This window comes from Streptomyces sp. NPDC048639 (assembly GCF_043199075.1).
Taxonomy (GTDB): Bacteria; Actinomycetota; Actinomycetes; order Streptomycetales; family Streptomycetaceae; genus Streptomyces.
On sequence record NZ_JBICVP010000001.1, the window covers coordinates 447303 to 464734 of the forward strand.

General features: G+C 72.8%; 13 protein-coding genes and 1 pseudogene. 9 read left to right on the forward strand and 5 right to left on the reverse strand.

The window, feature by feature from the left end:
- The first annotated feature begins 69 nt into the window (after positions 1–69).
- Positions 70–747 (forward strand): winged helix-turn-helix domain-containing protein, encoded by a 678-nt coding sequence (locus ACGFNH_RS01925; protein WP_393651013.1) that lies wholly within the window; start codon positions 70–72, stop codon positions 745–747.
- A 217-nt stretch (positions 748–964) separates the two neighbouring features.
- On the opposite strand, the gene ACGFNH_RS01930 is transcribed toward ACGFNH_RS01925, so the two are convergent.
- The 3 genes from ACGFNH_RS01930 to ACGFNH_RS01940 all read right to left on the reverse strand — a co-directional run bounded on the left by ACGFNH_RS01930 (position 965) and on the right by ACGFNH_RS01940 (position 3894).
- Positions 965–2500, reverse strand: coding sequence for a PepSY-associated TM helix domain-containing protein (locus ACGFNH_RS01930; RefSeq protein ID WP_393651014.1), 1536 nt, complete (start codon positions 2498–2500; stop codon positions 965–967).
- Positions 2501–2708: 208 nt separating this feature from the next.
- A complete protein-coding gene (locus ACGFNH_RS01935; protein WP_393651015.1) occupies positions 2709–3446 on the reverse strand; it encodes a hypothetical protein in 738 nt (245 codons plus the stop codon).
- A gap of 160 nt (positions 3447–3606) precedes the next feature.
- Entirely contained in the window at positions 3607–3894 is a 288-nt protein-coding gene (locus tag ACGFNH_RS01940; protein WP_393651016.1) for a hypothetical protein, read from the reverse strand.
- 294 nt (positions 3895–4188) lie between these two features.
- Here ACGFNH_RS01940 and ACGFNH_RS01945 point away from each other — a divergent pair, with 294 nt between their 5' ends.
- Positions 4189–5451 (forward strand): sensor domain-containing protein, encoded by a 1263-nt coding sequence (locus tag ACGFNH_RS01945; RefSeq protein ID WP_393651017.1) that lies wholly within the window; start codon positions 4189–4191, stop codon positions 5449–5451.
- A gap of 37 nt (positions 5452–5488) precedes the next feature.
- Here ACGFNH_RS01945 and ACGFNH_RS01950 read toward each other — a convergent pair whose 3' ends face one another.
- A complete protein-coding gene (locus tag ACGFNH_RS01950) occupies positions 5489–5833 on the reverse strand; it encodes a carboxymuconolactone decarboxylase family protein (RefSeq protein ID WP_393651018.1) in 345 nt (114 codons plus the stop codon).
- 270 nt (positions 5834–6103) lie between these two features.
- Here ACGFNH_RS01950 and ACGFNH_RS01955 point away from each other — a divergent pair, with 270 nt between their 5' ends.
- Both ACGFNH_RS01955 and ACGFNH_RS01960 read left to right on the forward strand, forming a co-directional pair.
- Complete coding sequence (locus tag ACGFNH_RS01955) at positions 6104–6751, forward strand: LuxR C-terminal-related transcriptional regulator (RefSeq protein WP_393651019.1); 648 nt, start codon at positions 6104–6106, stop codon at positions 6749–6751.
- Between the two features lie 159 nt (positions 6752–6910).
- Positions 6911–8377 (forward strand): DUF1996 domain-containing protein, encoded by a 1467-nt coding sequence (locus tag ACGFNH_RS01960; RefSeq protein WP_393651020.1) that lies wholly within the window; start codon positions 6911–6913, stop codon positions 8375–8377.
- Positions 8378–8618: 241 nt separating this feature from the next.
- On the opposite strand, the gene ACGFNH_RS01965 is transcribed toward ACGFNH_RS01960, so the two are convergent.
- Positions 8619–9110, reverse strand: a complete 492-nt coding sequence (locus tag ACGFNH_RS01965) for a hypothetical protein (protein WP_393651021.1) — start codon at positions 9108–9110, stop codon at positions 8619–8621.
- Between the two features lie 205 nt (positions 9111–9315).
- Between ACGFNH_RS01965 and ACGFNH_RS01970 the strand changes: the two genes are divergently transcribed.
- From ACGFNH_RS01970 to ACGFNH_RS01990, 5 genes and pseudogenes are all read left to right on the forward strand, one after another.
- Positions 9316–12552, forward strand: a complete 3237-nt coding sequence (locus ACGFNH_RS01970) for an alpha-N-acetylglucosaminidase (protein ID WP_393651022.1) — start codon at positions 9316–9318, stop codon at positions 12550–12552.
- A gap of 74 nt (positions 12553–12626) precedes the next feature.
- Positions 12627–13109 (forward strand): hypothetical protein, encoded by a 483-nt coding sequence (locus tag ACGFNH_RS01975; protein WP_393651023.1) that lies wholly within the window; start codon positions 12627–12629, stop codon positions 13107–13109.
- Positions 13110–13182: 73 nt separating this feature from the next.
- Entirely contained in the window at positions 13183–13404 is a 222-nt protein-coding gene (locus ACGFNH_RS01980) for a hypothetical protein (protein ID WP_393651024.1), read from the forward strand.
- A 448-nt stretch (positions 13405–13852) separates the two neighbouring features.
- The gene (locus ACGFNH_RS01985; protein ID WP_393651025.1) at positions 13853–15865 is read left to right on the forward strand and encodes a hypothetical protein; all 2013 of its coding nucleotides are present in this window, start codon (positions 13853–13855) and stop codon (positions 15863–15865) included.
- A 117-nt stretch (positions 15866–15982) separates the two neighbouring features.
- Positions 15983–16675: pseudogene (locus ACGFNH_RS01990) on the forward strand (TetR/AcrR family transcriptional regulator); the annotation flags it as partial.
- Positions 16676–17432: the final 757 nt, after the last annotated feature.

The following is a 17432-nucleotide window of genomic DNA, read 5'->3' on the forward strand; positions in this document are numbered from 1 at the left end:
ACACCGGCACAAGGCCCGCGCGCTCGATGTCCTCTTGACGACTTCTCGCGCGAAAGAGCTGAGCTCACCATGACCAACACCCGTACTCTCTCCGCTGCTTCCGTGGGCGCGCGGCCGGCCACCGCCGCAGCCGCCGTCTCCCCCGTCTCGTCGGTTCCGCCCGGTGCCCCGTCCGCGGCGCTGGGCCGTCACCGGCTCCGGGCCGTCGACCCTGACGAGGTGGTCGGTCTCCCGGACGTCCTGCCGCCGGGGGCCACCTGGCTGCCGGCGCCGCAGCACACGCTGCCGGCCCTGCCGGGTCAGCCGCCGATGGTCGGCTACCTGGTGCTCGTACCGGCCGACGAGCCGCCCGCGGGGCTCGCCGTCGCACCGGCGAGCGTCGCACCGGCCGATGCCGGCCGCGCCGTCCCCGACGCCTTCGGATCCGGCGTTGCAGGGGCGGGAGCCGGGGCCGGTTCCGGTCCCGTACGGGTCGACGAGGAGCGGCGCACGGCCGACGTCGACGGTCGTCCGCTGGACCTGACCTACCTCGAGTTCGAACTGCTCGCCCATCTCGTCGCCCATCCGCACCGGGTGCACAGCCGCGACCACCTCGTCACAACGGTGTGGGGCTACGGACACGTGGGCGACGGGCGCACCGTGGACGTCCACATCGCCCGCCTCCGGCGCAAGCTGGGCGCCGCGTACCGGGAGGCGATCGTGACGGTGCGACGGGTCGGCTACAAGTACGTGCCGCCCGCTGTCTAGCGTCCAGGGCGTGCGTCCCGGAGGCGCTTCCGGGACGCACGCCCTGGGACCCGGCCCGCGGGGTTCCGGGGGCCCGGCCCGGCCCCGACCCCGCGGCCCCGCGGCTCCCGGCGTCCCGCCTCCCGCCGGTCTGCGGTGACGGTCCCGATCCCCCGTGTCCCGACCCCCCGAACCCGGGGAATCGGGACACCAAGTGCCGTGGGCAACACGGGAGTTGTCAGGCCGCAGCCGCACCCCGGCGGCGCACCGCGCCGAGCACGACGTCCACCGCCAGGAAGGCCACCAGACTGATCCCGAGCAGCGGGACGAACCATCCCACCACCGCCGTCACGGCCAGCAGCGGCAGCAGGACCGGGAGCGGCACCCGACGCCACGCCCCGCGCGGCATCGGGCGACCGACGCCCCGGCGGCGGGACTTCGTGGGCCGGCGCTGCCACCACATCACGTAGCCCCACACGATCAGCAGGATCAGTCCCAGCGAGATCCCCATCAGGACCAGCTGGTTGGCCAGGCCGAAGGTCAGCCCCATGTGAGCGTCGATGCCGTAGCGCGTGAGCTGGGCGAGCAACGGGTGGTCGGCGAAGCGGAGTTCGTCGGTGACCTCACCGGTGCCCGGGTGCACGGCCATCGCGTCGAGGTGCACCGGCCACTGCTTGTCCGTCTGCTTGACGACGTACGCCGTGCCCGGCTCGGTGGGTACGGTGATCTCCACGGGGCTGCCGGTCAGTTTGCGCCCGGCGGCGATCTCGTGGACCTGGTCGAGGCCGATGTCCGGGCCCTTGTCCCGCCCCTCGTCTCCCGTGCCGCCGTGTCCGCCCGCGTGGTCGCCGTGCCCGGCGGCCGCCTTGCCGCCGTCCAGGGCGGAGTCGATCGCCGGGGTGGCGCCGCGCAGTTCGCTGCGCAGGACGTCGATGTTGGCCCCGGCGTACGTCGACCAGGTCAGACCGGTCGCGGAGAGGAACAGCAGGCCCAGGAAGGCCCAGATGCCGACCGCGCCGTGCCAGGACAGCGTGCGCCGCCGCCCCGTCGCACCGCGCTCGGGCAGCAGCAGGCCGCGGGCTCCTCCGCGTCCCCGCGCCGCGCGCCGCCGCCCGAGCCACAGCAGGAGGCCGCCGAGCGCGACCGCCCACAGCCAGCTCGCCGCCAACTCGCTGTAGACGCGCCCGGGTTCGCCGAGGTGCAGATGGCGGTGCAGCTCCGAGACCCAGGCGCGGAACGGCAGCGCTCCCGAACTGCCGTAGCTCTCCAGCGAACCGCGCACCTCCGCGGTGTACGGGTCGACGAAGACGGCGAGCGACTTGCCCTCCTCCACGCCGGGGGCGCTGAGCAGGACCCGCGTGGTGGCGCCGTCCTCGGCGGAAGGCCATACGGCGGTGAGCTTGCCGTCGGGGTGTGCGTCGAGCGCGGCCTCCACCTGACGGGCCAGGGGGACGGCGGACTCCCCCACGGGGACGGTGAGTTCGTCGGCGTAGACGACCTTCTCGATCTGGATGGAGGCGGCGTAGAGGAGGCCGGTGACGGCGGCGACGAGGAGGAAGGGGGCGATCAGCAGCCCGGCGTAGAAGTGGAGCCGCAGGACGAGCGGGCGCAGGGCGGACCAGCCGCCGGGGCGGCCCTCGGCGGGTGCGTCGGCCGCGTCCTGGTCGCGGGTCTCCCCCTCGGCAGGGGCAGGTTCAGGGGCGGAGTCGGGAGCGGCATCGGCAGGAGCAGGAACGGTTCTCTCGGTCCCCTGGACGGGGTCGTCGACAGACATGGGTGTCCTTCGGTGTGGCGGCCGCATACCGCTGGGGCGGGCGTTCCGCTCATGCGGGTACGCGGCAATGACAGGAGGAGGCGCGCATCCCGGCACCGGTCGCGGGGACCGGGCCGGACGGCGTGGCCGTCCGGCTGCGAGCTGCCGGGTGGGGCGGTGCCACGCCCACCGGTTCGTGCCTGCCGGACGAACGTGCCGCCGGATCGGATCAGATCGCGGCCGCGGGCAGGCCGATGGGCGCGGTGTCACGGAACACCGCGCGGCGAGGCGGCCCCCGCCGGGAGAGGACATGGGCGAGCAATGCGTCCGCCGGCCGCCGGGCGCTCCGGGCGCGGGGCCGGGGGCGTACGGGTCGGCGTACGGCCGTACGCCACGCGCCCGCCGCGATCAGCAGCCGCAGCGGCGTGAAGGCGAGGGCGTCCAGGCAGCGCAGCAGGCGGAAGAAGGCCGCCTCGCCCCGCCACAGCCACAAGGCGCAGCACACGGCCGCCAGCAGGTGGGCGGCGAGCATCGCGCCGGATCCCTCGGCCATGGGGCCGGGCGCGGAGGCATGGTTCATGTGGCCGGCCACTCCCGCGCCGTGCGCGGCCAGGGCCTCACCCGCGCCCTGGGCCGAGAGAGCCTCTCCCGCGCCGTCGGCCGCAGCGCGGCTCATGGCCGGCAGACCGCGCATCGCGTCCGGGTGCCGCGGCATCCGGCCCTCGTCGAAGACCAGGTGCAGGGCTCCCTGGACGGCCAGCAGCCCACCGCCGATGGACAGGACACCCCGGCGGCGTCCCGCAGCGAGCCAGGCGGCGGCACTCGTGAGGCAGAAGGCGGCGAGCAGCGCCTGCCACGGTATGTGATCACCGGAGGTCACAGCGTGCCCGGCCCCGGCGAGCAGCACGCACACCGCCGCGAAAACCGCGGCGCGTACGGGTCGCGCGGGCGACCGGGCGTGCGTCATGGCCGGACATGCTGCCACCCCGAGCGCGCCGAAAGTGCGGCCGGGACGAATTGCCCCGGTAAGTGGAGGGAGTTGCCCCGCCCCCGTCGGCGCCGGAACCGGACCGAGCGGTCATCTCGGCGCGGTCGCCTGCTTCGACGGTGACGAACCCGACCCGGAATCACTCGGTCGGGCGAACGTGCCCTTCGGCATTGATGAAGAAGAGGTTCGCCGCTCCGGGCACAAGGACGAACCTGAAGTGTCGATCCGGCTGTACATCGATCCGTGCCGCGATCGAACCGTCATGGCCTGGGCAGAGCTGGACGACGATGCCGTTGGAGAGCGTGAGCCGAAGCTCCTCGGCTGTGATATCGGTCACGACACCATCGGCCACTGCCTGGACGCGGAGCGCGGACGACTCCGCTTCCTTCGGCTCGTCGGACACGGCTTCCTTCGGCTCGTCGGACACGGCTCGACCTCCTCGGGCGCCACAGGTGCTTCCGGTGTTGATGACGCCCTGCCGCGAACCGGGGTTGCGATCGCGGTGGACTCCGAGGTGCTCGCCCTTGCACCGGGACCGCTCGACTCAGAGGGCCCGAAGCGAGGGCGGCGCCTTCCTTCCACGACGCCGCTCGGCTCCGGGAGGGTGGTGCTACCTACACCAGGGGAAGTGGGGAACGACCCCGTGACCCCGCCCTCCCCCGCGGTCAGACTGAAGACTGCCCGAGGGACGGGCGTACGGCGCAGTGCGGGAGTCGGTGGCATGAGGAGAGTGCGGGAGTCGCTGCTGGCAGCTGTCCAGGGGCTGGTGGTGTCGATCGGGACGCTGGCCGTTTCGATCACCCTGTTCGTGCTCGCGGTCGTCTCGATCTCCTTCATCCTGCTCGGGGTCGGTGTCTTCACCACACCGCCCGCGCTGGCCGCCGTACGCCTCTGGGCCGACCAGCGCCGCGTCACCGCCCACCGCTGGGCGGGCATTCGGATCCCCTCGGCGTACCGGCCGCTGCCTCCCGAGGTGCGGGGCGGCGTCGTCGGGCAGGTCGAGCGGTGCATCCATCTGCTGAAGGACCCGGCGACCTGGCGGGATCTGCAATGGCTGCTCGTCGACATGACGGCGGGATTCGTCACCGCCCTGCTCCCGGCCGCCCTGCTGTCCTACGGGGTCCTGGGCTTCGTCGTCGTGGCGGGCCTGTGGCGGGTCTGGTCCGACTGGGGCGGCAACTGGTTCGGCTTCGTGCACGTCACCGACCAGGCGTCCGCGGCCGGTGCGGCCGCCCTCGGTGCCGCTCTCATCGCCTTGAGTCTCGTTGTGAACCCGGCGCTGCTGCGCGCCCACTTCCGGATGTGCGCCGCGCTGCTGTCCCCCACGAAGGCGTCGCTGGCCCAGCGCGTCGAGCATCTCACCGCCACGCGGCACGACGCGGTCGACAGCTCGGCGGCCGAACTGCGCCGTATCGAGCGGGATCTGCACGACGGAGCCCAGGCCCGGCTGGTAGCCATGGGCATGAGCTTGGGGACGATCGAGGCGCTACTGGAGAAGGATCCGGCCCAGGCGAAGGCGTTGCTGGCCACGGCACGCGAGTCCTCCGCGGAGGCGCTGACCGAGCTGCGCGATCTGGTGCGCGGCATCCACCCGCCGGTTCTGGCGGAACGCGGCCTGGGTGACGCCGTACGGGCCCTGGCCCTGCGCATGCCGGTCGCGGTGGAGGTGTCGGTGGAGCTGACGGGCCGGGCGGAGGCGCCGTTGGAGTCGGCGGCGTACTTCGCGGTCAGCGAGGTGCTGACGAACGCGGCCAAGTACGCGGAGGCGGAGCGCGTGTGGATCGACATCCACCACGACGCCCCGTCGGGGATGCTCCGGATGGCCGTCACGGACAACGGGCGCGGCGGGGCGAGCCTCTCGCCGGACGGCGGACTGGCCGGGGTGGAACGGAGGCTGGGCACGTTCGACGGCATCCTGGCGGTCAGCAGCCCGCCCGGGGGTCCGACGATGGTGACGATGGAGATCCCGTGCCGGCTGAACTGACCGCCGGAGCGCCGTACCCCCGCCCGGCTCCGTGGCTCTACGTGCTGTCGCCGTTCGTGGGCAGTTCGAAGGCTTCGGCGATCTTGCCGGCGGCGGACACGACCCGCGCGCTGCCGACGACGGGGGCGATGGCGGTGAGGGTGCCCTGCACGCGTTCCAGCGGCACGCCCAGTTCACCGGCCGCGCCGACGTGGATCAGGTACGAGGCCGGGGCGGCGTCCAGCGCCACCAGCGCGGCGATCCGGGCCAGCAGATACTCCTCCACGTCCAGGCCCGAGCGTTCGAAGGTGTCGACGGTCATCTGCGCGAGGGTCTCCAGCACGGGCACCTCGCCCGCGGCGAGGCCGCCGATGCTCTCCTGTGCCGTCATCTCCTTGGGCATCCGAAGTCTCCCTTCCGGTGTTCCCGGTGTTCCGTCCCACCCAGCGGACGCCGCCGGGCCCGCCGGGAGCTTCACCCGCACCGGGTGATCCCGCGTCGCGGGATCACGGCCGTCCGACGGCCGTCCCTACCCCGGGCGGCCCCGGCCCGGCCGGGGCCGCCCGGCTGAGTAATGCCGATTGAGTGATCCCGGCCCGAGGGCGGACGGGCCGGGGACGGCTACCGTGGCCGCACGGGACCAGGAAAGAAGAACGGACCGGGGGAGATCACCGTGCGGGTTGTCGTCGCGGAGGACCTGTTCCTGCTCAGAGACGGGCTGGTGCGTCTGCTCGAGGCGCACGGCTTCGAGATCGCGGCGGCCGTGGAGAGCGGCCCCGAGCTGACGCGGGCCCTGGCCGAGATGAAGCCGGACGTGGCGGTGGTGGACGTCCGGTTGCCGCCGTCGTTCACCGACGAAGGGCTGCAGTGCGCGCTGGCCGCGCGCGGGAAGACCCCGGGGCTGCCGGTGCTCGTGCTCTCCCAGCATGTGGAGCAGTTGTACGCACGCGAGCTTCTGGCGGATGGAAACGGCGGAGTGGGGTATCTCCTCAAGGACCGGGTGTTCGACGCGGACCAGTTCATCGACGCGGTACGGCGGGTGGCGACGGGCGGCACGGCGATGGATCCACAGGTGATCTCGCAGTTGCTGTCGCGGCACTCCCAGGACCGGCCGATCGGCGGACTGACCCCGCGGGAGCTCGAGGTCATGGGACTCATGGCCCAGGGCAGGTCGAACACCGCCATCGCGGCACAGCTCTTCGTCACCGAGCGGGCGGTGGCCAAGCACACCTCCAACATCTTCGGGAAGTTGGGGCTTCCGCCGTCGGACGACGACAACCGCCGGGTATTGGCCGTTCTCGCCTACCTCGACCAGGGGTAGGCGGGCTGCCTGGATTTGACCTGCCCTGCGGGCAATTGCTGTTGGCGAATCCCACGAACCTCATACGTCACTGAACACGGTTGAGTGCGGGCCCGTATGAAACGGAGCTTCTCCGAACCGGGAGGCCCCCCATCTTCCGGAACGACGTAGAGGGGTTCCATGAAACTCACATCGCACAAACGCTCCCCAGTGGCAGGAAGGGCAATCGCTGCGGCGGCCGCCCTTCTGCTGGGAGGCGGCGGACTGATCGCCGTCAATGTCTCGGCCAATGCCGGTCAGGGGGGCGACTCCGCTCAGGAACAGCCTGTCGGAAACGCCTCCACGATCAACTGTCCCGAAGTGCGGGACCAGATCACTGAGGTGCCGCAGCAGTCGCGGGAGGAGGTCGACCGCAATCTCTCGCTGATGGACCGACAGGTCGGCGAGGCGTACCAGAAGATGGTGCAGAACCGGCAGGCCGCCCAGGACGACCCGAACTGGGTGCAGAACTCCGTCCTCGGCCCGCTGGAGGACGAGCGTTCGGCCGCCATCGACCGCATCTCGCAGTCCATGAACAACAACGACGGTCAAGCGCCGGAGGACCTGGGCGGCATGGCCGAGTGCCAGGTCCAGGAGGGCGGCACCGCCCCGGAGGACGGCCAGGACCAGGGCGACGGTCAGGACCAAGGTGACGGTCAGGACCAGGGCGACGGCCAGGACCAAGGAGACGGTCAGGACCAGGGCGACGGCCAGCAGGCCGGCGGCCCGTCCCCCGAGGACTTCGTCGACATCACCCAGGTGCAGCCGAACGTCCAGGAGCCGCAGGAGCAAGAAGGCGCTTCGACCGGCACCTTCACCACCGCCTGCGGCACCAACGAGAACGGGAACCGCAACTCGGACAACGTCATCGCCGCGCCCGGCGTGAGCAACGGTGCCCAGCACACGCACGACTACGTGGGCAACCAGGAGACCGGCGGCTTCGTGTCGGACGACGATCTCGCCAACGGCGAGACGAGCTGCCAGAACCAGGACGACCAGTCCACGTACTACTGGCCCGTGCTCCGCGTGCAGAACGGCGCACAGGAAGCGGACGCCAACGCTCCCGGCGGTGGCGCGGACGGCAACATCGGTGAGATCCAGACACCGGCCCAGGCAGAGATCAAATTCACCGGCAACGCGTCCGGTGAGGTCGTGGAGATGCCGCGCTTCCTGCGCATCATCACCGGTGACGCGAAGGCGCTCACCAACGGCGACGCCAATGCCAACGCCTCCTGGAGCTGCACGGGCTTCGAGGACAAGGTGCAGCTCAAGGACAAGTACCCGCTCTGCCCCGAGGGCGAGCAGGTGGTGCGCACGGCCAACTTCCAGAGCTGCTGGGACGGCCAGAACACCGACAGCGCCAACCACCGTACGCACGTCGACTTCGCCAATGAGGACGGCTCCTGCAACAACGGCTTCCAGGCGATCCCGCAGCTGCAGATCCGCCTCGTCTACGACGTCCAGCCGGAGCCCAACTTCGCGGTCGACTCCTTCCCCGAGCAGTTGCACAATCCGATCACGGACCACAACGACTTCATCAACGTCTTCTCCGAGGACCTGATGGCGGAGGCCGTGTCCTGCATCAACGAAGGACGTGAATGCAACTGACCCCCTGACCCGTCGAACCGGGAAGCCCCCCGCACCTTCAAGGTGCGGGGGGCTTCTTGCGGTCCTGGCGCCCGGCCGGGTCCGGATCCTCGGTGCGGTTGCTGCGGTCCGGCCTCGGCGCGGTTGTTTCGGTGCGGTTCTCGGCGCGGCTGCTGCGATGCGTTCTCGGCTCGGCTGCGGTCCGGCTCATCGGCTCGGACGGCCGGCTCCGCCGGGCGGTCGGCCCGGCGTCGCCACCCGGTCAGCCGCCTTGGTGACTGCCGCCGTGCTTCCCGGTCTTGTCCTCGTGGTCCTTGCCGCCGTGGTCCTCGCCGCCCTCCGAGCCGCCGCCGTGGCCCTCGTGGTCGGGCGCCTTCTCCACGTTCCCGCCGAGCTTGCCGCGCAGGTCGCCGATGACGTCCGCGTCGCCCGCGGCGACCCACTTCGGGCCGACGAGGTACGAGCCGCCATAGGCCTGCGCACTGCTCAGCCAGTCCTGCTGGCCCGTGTTCGACTTGAACGTCGCCAGCACGTACTTCCTCTTGTTGCCGGCATCGCACATGCCCTGCCGGAGATCCGCCGCGTCGACCTGGATGTCGGGCTTGCACTCGGCCTTCTTCGCGAGCTGCTCCACGGTCCCGGTCGCCGTCTTCGGCACCTTGTCGCCGTCGTCCATCAAGCCGCACCCGGCGGCGAAGAGCAGCACAGCGGACAGGGCGGCGGCACGGCTCGACATACGCCTGGGTGCTCGCATCGATGACCTCCTGACAGGACCGTTTCCGGACGGCGGCACACGCCGCCACCACCCCGTACGGGAATGACCGGCGGATGACTCAGTCTTCCTGGGAGTGCTCCTCTCGCGCGCCCCATTGCTCCCCCTTGGCCCGTCTCATTAACGTGCACCCCGCATGGACATGACGCCGCACCACCCGCACCGTTACGCACAGTGGGGAGCGCACGTGACCGATCCGCACCGCCGCACCGTGGCCAGACGGACCCTTCTCGGCACCGCGGGGGCGCTCGGCGCAGCCGCGGCCCTCGGCGCCGCCCCGCCCGCGGGCGCCGCCGCACCCGGCCCCTTCTCCACCGCCCCGGCGCGCGCGGCGCTGGGACGTCTGCTGCCGCACCACGCCGACCAGTTCCACCTCCAAGCGCTGGCCGGGAGCGGAGGCGGGAAGAGAGGCGAACGGTTCCGGGTCTCCGGCTCGGCCGGCCGCATCGAGGTGTCGGGCACCAGCCCCGCGGTGCTGCTGACCGGCGTCCACTGGTACCTCAAGTACGTGTGCGGGGCGCACATCTCCTGGGCCGGCACCCAGCTCGGACTGCCGGACCGGCTGCCCGCCCCGGCCCGCCCCCTGGAGCGGTCCGCGACCGTGCCAAGCCGCTTCGCGTTCAACGACACGCATGACGGCTACACCGCGCCGTACGCCGACTGGCCGCGCTGGGAGCGGCTCATCGACGTCATGGCGCTGCACGGCTTCAATCAGCTTCTGGTCACGCCGGGGCAGGAGGCGGTCTACCACCGCCTGCTCAAGGGCTTCGGCTACTCCGACACCGAGGCGCGCACCTGGCTGCCCGCCCCCTCCCACCAGCCGTGGTGGCTGCTGCAGAACATGAGCGCGTACGGCGGGCCGCTCAGCCCGGAACTCCTCGCCCGGCGGGCCGACCTGGGGCGCCGGATCACCGCCCGGCTGCGCGAGATGGGCATGGCGCCCGTGCTCCCCGGCTACTTCGGCACCGTCCCGGACGGTTTCGCCGACCGCAATCCCGGGGCCCGGACGATCCCGCAAGGGAACTGGGCGGGGCTGAAGCGGCCGGACTGGCTCGACCCTCGGACCGACGCCTTCCGCCGGGTGGCAGCCGCCTTCTACCGCCACCAGGAGGATCTCCTCGGCCCGGCGGGCCACTTCAAGATGGACCTGCTGCACGAGGGCGGCGACCCCGGTGACGTGCCGGTGCCGGACGCGGCGCGCGCGGTCGAACGGGCCCTGCAGGAGTCCCGCCCGGGCGCGGTGTGGGTGATCCTCGGCTGGCAGGACAACCCGCGCCGTGACCTCCTCGACGCCCTCGACAAGGACCGGATGCTGGTCGTGGACGGGCTTTCGGACCTGGAGACGGTCACGGACCGCGAGAAGGACTGGGGCAACACCCCGTACGCGTTCGGCACCATCCCCAACTTCGGCGGGCGTACGACGATCGGCGCCAAGACCCACCGGTGGGCCGAGCGGTTCACGGTGTGGCGGGACAAGCCGGGCAGCATGCTGCGCGGTGTGGCGTACATGCCGGAGGCCGTCGAGCGGGACCCGGCCGCGCTGGAGCTGTTCAGCGAGCTGGCCTGGAGGGACGAACCGGTCGATCGCGCCGCCTGGTTCGACGGCTACGCGGATCTGCGGTACGGCGGGCGGGACCAGCGGGCGCGCGAGGCGTTCGCCGCCCTGCGCGGGACCGCGTACGAGATCAGCAGCCGGGACGGCCGCCCGCACGACTCGATCTTCGCCTCCCGCCCCAGCCTCACCGCCGCCTCCGGCACCCACTACGCCACGCACACCCCGGCCTTCGACCCGGCCGGGTTCGACGCGGCCTTCGCGGCGCTGCTGGGTGTACGGGCGCGGCTGCGCGGCTCGGACGCGTACCGCTACGACCTGGCGGACGCCGCACGGCAGGCGCTGGCCAACCGCTCCTGGCAGCTCCTCCCCCAGCTCCGGACCGCGTACGAGCTGGGGGACCGGGCCACCCTCCGTGCCCTCACCGGCCTGTGGCTGAAGCTGATGGCACTCAGCGAGGAGGTGACCGGATCGCACCGGCTGTTCCTCCTCGGGCCCTGGCTGGAGGACGCCAAGCGGATGGCGTCGGGCGGCGAGGAGTCGGCGGCGTTGGAGCGGACGGCGCGGGTGCTCGTCACCACCTGGGCGGACCGGGTCACCGCGGACGGCGGGCGGCTGGCCAACTACGCCAACCGCGACTGGCAGGGCCTCATCGGCGACTTCCACCTCCCGCAGTGGCGGGCGTTCCTGGAGGATCTTGAGGACGCGCTCGCCGAGAACCGCGCGCCGAAGTCCTTCGACTGGTACGCGATCGAGGAGCCGTGGACGCGGGAGCGGAAGAGCTATCCGCTGCGGCCGACCGGCGACGCGTACCGCACGGCGCTGCGGGTTCGCGAGGTGCTGGCAACGGCCCCGTACCAGGGCCTTGTGGGTGTCACGGCCGAGCCGTCGACGCTGCCGCCGGGCGGCACCGCGCGGGTCTCCGCGGACTTCCGCAACGTCAACGGCCTGGCCGCCACCGGGCGCGTGGACTTCCACCTGACCGGCGTGGACGCCGGGCCCGAGGGGGCGACGTCGCTGCCGCGCGTCGATCCGGGCGGCAGCGGCACGGTCCGCTGGCAGGTGAAGGCCCCGGCCGGCCCCCTGGACCGGCCGCTGAAGCCGCTGCCGTACGAACTGGCCACCACGTACGGGGCGGAGGGCCAGGATCGGGTGCGGGTGGTCCGTCCCGGCACGCTGTTCGTGGCGGGACCACTGGCGGCGGGGTGGCGGACGGTGACGAACAACGCGGCCGTGTTCGGGCAGCTCGGGGAGCGCATCGGCATCGACGGCGCGGGCGCGGACCTGTGGAAGGGCACGGCCGAGTTCGGCGCCGCCTACCGCGAGGGCGCGCTGACCACCGGCACGTCGGTGACCGTACGGGTCGACACGCAGGCCGTGACCGGGACCTGGGCACGGTGCGGCATCATCGCCCGCAACAGCCTGGCGACCGCCGGCTCACCCGGCATCGTCAACCTGTCGGTGACGCCGGCCAACGGCGTGGTGCTGACCTACGACGCGAATGGCGACGGGACGCTCGACACCTTCCAGCGCCTGACGGGGGTGCGTGCGCCGGTCATGCTGCGGCTGACGCGCGACCGGGACTCGGGTGCGTACACCGGCGAATGCTCGGCGGACGACGGGGCCGGGTGGCGGACGGTGGGGACGGTGACGGTGCCCGGCGCGGCGCCCTCGCAGGACGTGGGGCTGTTCATGTCGGCGGCGAACGGCGGGAACGGGGCGCGCGGGACCGTCGAGTTCAGCGGCTGGAAGCTGGGACCTGCGGCGGGCTCGGCAGACGCAGCGGGTCGGGCGGACGCGGCTGGTCCGGCAAGCACGGCAGGCGCAGCGGGTCGGGCGGGCGCGGCGGGGTCGGCAGGCCCGACCGGATGAGTCCGCCGCCGTCCGGCGGTCCCCCGGGACCGGCATCGGCACCGTCACCGGCACCCGGCGGACTGCCCGGGCCGGTGGCGGAGACCGAGGCCGCCCGGCTCAAGGAGCGGATCTATTCCACGATCACCATGCTCGCGGTGGTCGTGGCGCTCGCCGACACCGAGAGCGCCTCGCGCTGGGACGCGGCGGCCGTGGTCATCGCCACGGCCGCCGGGCTCTGGCTGGCGACCCTCGTCGCCGACGACCAGGCGCACCGGGCGGTCCACGGGCGCGGGGCGGACCGCCGGGAGCGGCTCCGGATGCTGTACGTCTCCAGCCCCCTCATGCTCAGCGCCGTCGGCCCACTGGTGATGACGGCCCTCTCCGCGCTGGGCGCCCTCTCCCTGGATTCGGCGCTGCTGATCTCGGCGGGCGCGGGGGTGGTCTCGCTCTTCGGCTGGGGGTACGCGGGTGGCCGGCGCATGGGCGCCCATCCGGCCACCGCCGTCGTGGGCGGCGTCCTGGACACGGTCATCGGGGTGGCGGTGGTGGCGATCAAGCTGGTGGCGCAGCACTGAACGGCACCCGTGAGAGGCCTCCGGGAGCGCCTGCCGGGCAGCTCGTCCGACCGGCAGGCGCATACTGGTGATAATGAGAAAGCCGACCGTAACCAAGCGTCATCTGCCCACCAGCCCCTTCAAAGCCCCGATCACCCCGCCGTGCGAGCGATTCGCCGTCGGAAACCAGGTCACTCATGACGTGTACGGCCTCGGCCGGGTCACCGCCATCGAGGACGGGGTCGCAGTGCTCGTCGATTTCGGCTCACTGCAGAAACGCATCCCGAGTCCCTACTCCAAGATGACCAACCTCTGAGACCGCCGTACCCGGCCGAGGCGGCAGCAGGTGAACGTCCTCCTCGGCACCCGAACCGCACCTCCCCCGCGTCACGTCTGCACAACATCCCCGCACCGAAAGGGAGACGTCCCGTCGACACGACCTCGCTGTTCTCCGAACCCGAGCCGGCACCCCTCCGCGTCACGACAGGGGCGCCGCCTCCGACCAGGAACCTCTTCCAGGCCCCGGACTTCGAGGAGTCCGCATCCGGAGCCTCCGCCACCACGACCGCGGACCCCGGTACCCAGTAGCTGCTGCACGAGCCGTCGGTACAGCCTCCGACGGCTCGTGCACGTGTAGGAATCGGGCAGGGCCGGCCGGCCGGCGATCCTCGCCGAGGCCGGCACCGGCTCCTCGCATCGGGCCGGTGTTCCACCGGCCTGAACCGTCGAGGTGACCATCGCACGATTCGCTCGTTTTGCTGAACGTGACCTCACGGCAGGCGACAGCCACTCCCTCCCCCGCCCCGGCCGGTGCCGTGGGGCTCGAGCAGGCCGAGGCCGCGCTCGTCGGGCATTACCCACGGCTCGTACGGATCGCGTATCTCGTCCTGCCGCCCCGGGCCGGCCGGAACCACCGGCTGCTCACCGCGCACGCGCTGGTGCAGCGCGCCCTGCCGCGGGGGCGGGGCGCCCGCGGGGCGCCGGTTCGGCCGGAGGAGGCCGGGCTCCCCGCGCCGCGCACCGAGGAGGACGGCGCGACGGAGCAGCCGGGCTACGCCTACGTACGGCTGCGGGTGCTGCGGGCCGCGCTCAGGGCCGGGCGTCCGCGGCGGCGCTGGGGGCTGCCGCGCCGCACCGATCTGCCCCCGCTGCTGCCGCACGTCTGGGGGCTCCGCCTCCACCCGCGGCCGGGAGGGGCCGATGAACTCGCCCTGGACCAGGCGCTGTCGTCGGTCTCGGCCGCCGCCAGGGCGGCCCATGTCCTGCGCGGGCTGGAACGGCTCACCGACCCGGCGGTGCGGCGGCTGCTGGAGACGGCGGGCGTGGCGGACGCGGCGTCGGCGCTGGACGAGGCCGACCGGATGCCGGCACCGGGCGGCAGCAGGGACGAAGTCCTGCTGGAGTCACCGGAGTTCGACCCCTGCTCTCTGCAGGCGCGCCCCACCGATCTGCTCCGTCGCAGGCAGCACGTGCGCGCCGCGGTCGCGGCGACCGCCGCCGTGGTCGTGTGCGGCACGCTCCTCGGTCTGCCCGGCGAGGGCTGGGGCCCGGACGGAGCGGCTGCTCCGCCGTACGCCCGCAATCCGGCCTCCGAGCGGGCGCTCGATCCCGCGGAACTGGCCCACGTGGCACCCACCGCCTGGCGCACGGCGGACCGTACCGACTTCACGGCGTGGCCCACGCGCGGCAACCGGGTCGACGACCGGCCCCTGCTGCGCCGGGCGCTGGCCGTCTGGGCGCGCCCCGGGGCAGCGGTGCGCGTATCCGCGACACCCGGCACCGCCTCGGGACCGCCGCCGGGCCCGGCGCAGTTGCTGTACGCGGGCGAGGTGGACCGGGCCGCCGTGGTGCTCCTGTACGACGGCCTGCGGGTGGTGCGGTACGCCGAGGCCAAGCAGGGCGGGGGCGGCGGCGCGGTGCTGGACTTCGCCCGGGCGGACAACGCGGACGCGTCCTCGGCCACCGCGCTCGTCGTGGGCCGTACCGACAGCAACGTCCGCTATCTGACGGCCCCGTGGGTCTCCGGAGCGCGGCTGCGCGACCTGCTGCGGCCGCGCGACTCGGGGCGGTCGCTGCGGCGCACCGTCGACGGGATCACCGACGCGATGCCCAGCCCGGCGGCGGCGACCACCTGCCGTACCTGGCCCGCCCTGGAGTTGCGCACCCGGCACGGCGGTCATGGCCCCGGGGGCGGAGGCGGCCGCGTCCCGCATCTGCTCACCGATCTCGGCGAGCTGGCTCCGGCTCGGCTCACGTACGGCGGTCCGCAGCGGCAGCCGCGCGATGTGTCGGGACACGCGGCGCGCGCGGTCTGGGCGCGTACGGCCTGTCACCTCTCGGCGGTGCGCGCCACGGGGGTACGGGCCGTGAACTCCTGGCAGTTCGCGGAGCAGCGGCTGCCGGATCGGGGCGGCACGGCGGCCTGGGTGTGCACACGCGCCGAGACCTGGCGCGGCGCGGGCAGCCGCGTGATGGCGCAGTTCCAGCCACCGTCGAGGGCGGCCGGCGCTCCGGGGGCGGTGACCGCCCAGGCGGAGAACACCACGGCCTGCGGGCCGCACGCCCCTCATGTCCTGTCCGGTGTGCTGTGGCAGTCGCGGGAAGGGGCGTGGCATGTGCTGGCCGCGGGCAGCGAACAGGTCGCATCCATCGCGGCGTCGGGCGGGGTCAGGGGCCGAGCGCGGGGCAACGTCCTGGCGCTGCCCGCGAAGGCGGGCGCCCGCTCGGAACTCGACGCGCGCCTGGAGAACGGGGAGCGGTTGAGCGCACTGCGCTGATTCCGGCCAAAGCGCCGCCGAACTGCGCACTTTGGGCCGCATGGCTCATGCGGGTCTCTTCCGGTCGTAGATTGGCTCCCCTGCCGCTGGCGCCGGACGGGCGGTTAGGGTATGCGCATGACGACTGGGGTGGAGCGCCGACGCAGAATGGGCGTGGAGGAGCGGCGCGAGCAGCTGATAGCCGTGGCGCAGGAGCTTTTCAGCCAACGGCCCCCGGGCGATGTGTCGATCGACGACATAGCGACGGCCGCCGGAATCTCCCGGCCGCTCGTCTACCACTACTTCCCCGGCAAGCACAGCCTCTACGACGAGGTGGTGCGCCGGGCGGCCGAGGAACTGACCGGCCGGTTCGCCGAACCGAACGACGGCCCGCCCGGCGTGCGCCTGCTGCGCGTCATCCGCCGCTTCTTCGACTTCGTCGACGAGCACGGGCCGGGTTTCGAAGCTCTGTTGCGCGGCAGCAGTTCCTCGGTCGGCTCCGAGCAGGCGACCGCGATGATCGACGAGGTGCGCCGGTCGGCGTACGACCACATGCTCGCGCATCTCCATGTCACCGAACCCGGCCCGCGCCTGGAGCTGGCGGTCCGCTCGTGGATCGGGCTGTGCGAGACGACGGCCCTGGCCTGGCTGGACGGACGACGCATCCCGCGTACGGAACTGGAGTTCCAGCTCGTCCACGACTTCATGGCGCTGGTGATGGTGAGCGCGGCGCACGACGAGGAGTGCGGGGAGCTGGCGCGCCGGATCGTCTCGCAGGAGCCGGACGGCACGTTCGCGGAGATGGTCGGCCGGCTCATCTCCCTGCTGTCCGGGCAGCTGTCCTGCGCGGGTGCCGCGGGTGCCGCGGGTGCCGCACCCGAAGGGGCGGCGCGCTCCGGGCCGGTGACGTCTGCCGAGCCCGCGACGTCCTCGGGTGCCGGTGGGTCCTCGGGTGCCGGTGTGCCCTCGGGTGCCGGTGTGCCCTCCGGTTCGGGTGTGTCCTCCGAGCCATCGGGCTTCTCGACCTGACGCCCGCCGGGGGAATGCCCATTCTCCAGCGCCCGTTGCGGAGTTGCTTGCCTCCGGTGGAGCATTTCGACGTCTCGCGCCTGCGGTGCAGAGAGCGAGCATCGGGGCTGCGGGGCCGCGGCTGAGGTCCGCGTCCGCGGCAAGGCCCGGTGGCGCGGCAGGGTTCCACATGCCCGGCCGGACTTCCGCCACCCTTCGACCTTCACTCTCGTCTCGCGCCTGCGGCGCAAAGATGAGCATCGGGGCGGCAGGAGGCGCGGCCGAGGTCCGCGTCCGCGGCAAGGCCCGGTGGCGCGGCAGGGTTCCACATGCCCGGCCGGACTTCCGCCACCCTTCGACCTTCACTCTCGTCTCGCGCCTGCGGCGCAAAGATGAGCATCGGGGCGGCAGGAGGCGCGGCCGAGGTCCGCGTCCGCGACAAAGCCCGGTGGCACTGCGGGGTTCGGGCAGGCGCGTTGGGGGCCGTTTCTTCTGCGGCACTCGTTGTGGAATTGCTTGCCTGCGGTCAAGCATTTCGGCAACGAGTACCCGGGACCGGCTCAATCGGCGACCCGGGCGG

What these genes read in the sequence shown, in the direction of transcription:
- ACGFNH_RS01925 (WP_393651013.1), top strand. Translation starts at nt 70, where the DNA reads ATGACCAACACCCGTACTCTCTCCGCTGCTTCCGTGGGCGCGCGGCCG.
- ACGFNH_RS01930 (WP_393651014.1), bottom strand. Translation starts at nt 2,500, where the DNA reads ATGTCTGTCGACGACCCCGTCCAGGGGACCGAGAGAACCGTTCCTGCT.
- ACGFNH_RS01935 (WP_393651015.1), bottom strand. Translation starts at nt 3,446, where the DNA reads ATGACGCACGCCCGGTCGCCCGCGCGACCCGTACGCGCCGCGGTTTTC.
- ACGFNH_RS01945 (WP_393651017.1), top strand. Translation starts at nt 4,189, where the DNA reads ATGAGGAGAGTGCGGGAGTCGCTGCTGGCAGCTGTCCAGGGGCTGGTG.
- ACGFNH_RS01950 (WP_393651018.1), bottom strand. Translation starts at nt 5,833, where the DNA reads ATGCCCAAGGAGATGACGGCACAGGAGAGCATCGGCGGCCTCGCCGCG.
- ACGFNH_RS01960 (WP_393651020.1), top strand. Translation starts at nt 6,911, where the DNA reads ATGAAACTCACATCGCACAAACGCTCCCCAGTGGCAGGAAGGGCAATC.
- ACGFNH_RS01965 (WP_393651021.1), bottom strand. Translation starts at nt 9,110, where the DNA reads ATGCGAGCACCCAGGCGTATGTCGAGCCGTGCCGCCGCCCTGTCCGCT.
- ACGFNH_RS01980 (WP_393651024.1), top strand. Translation starts at nt 13,183, where the DNA reads ATGAGAAAGCCGACCGTAACCAAGCGTCATCTGCCCACCAGCCCCTTC.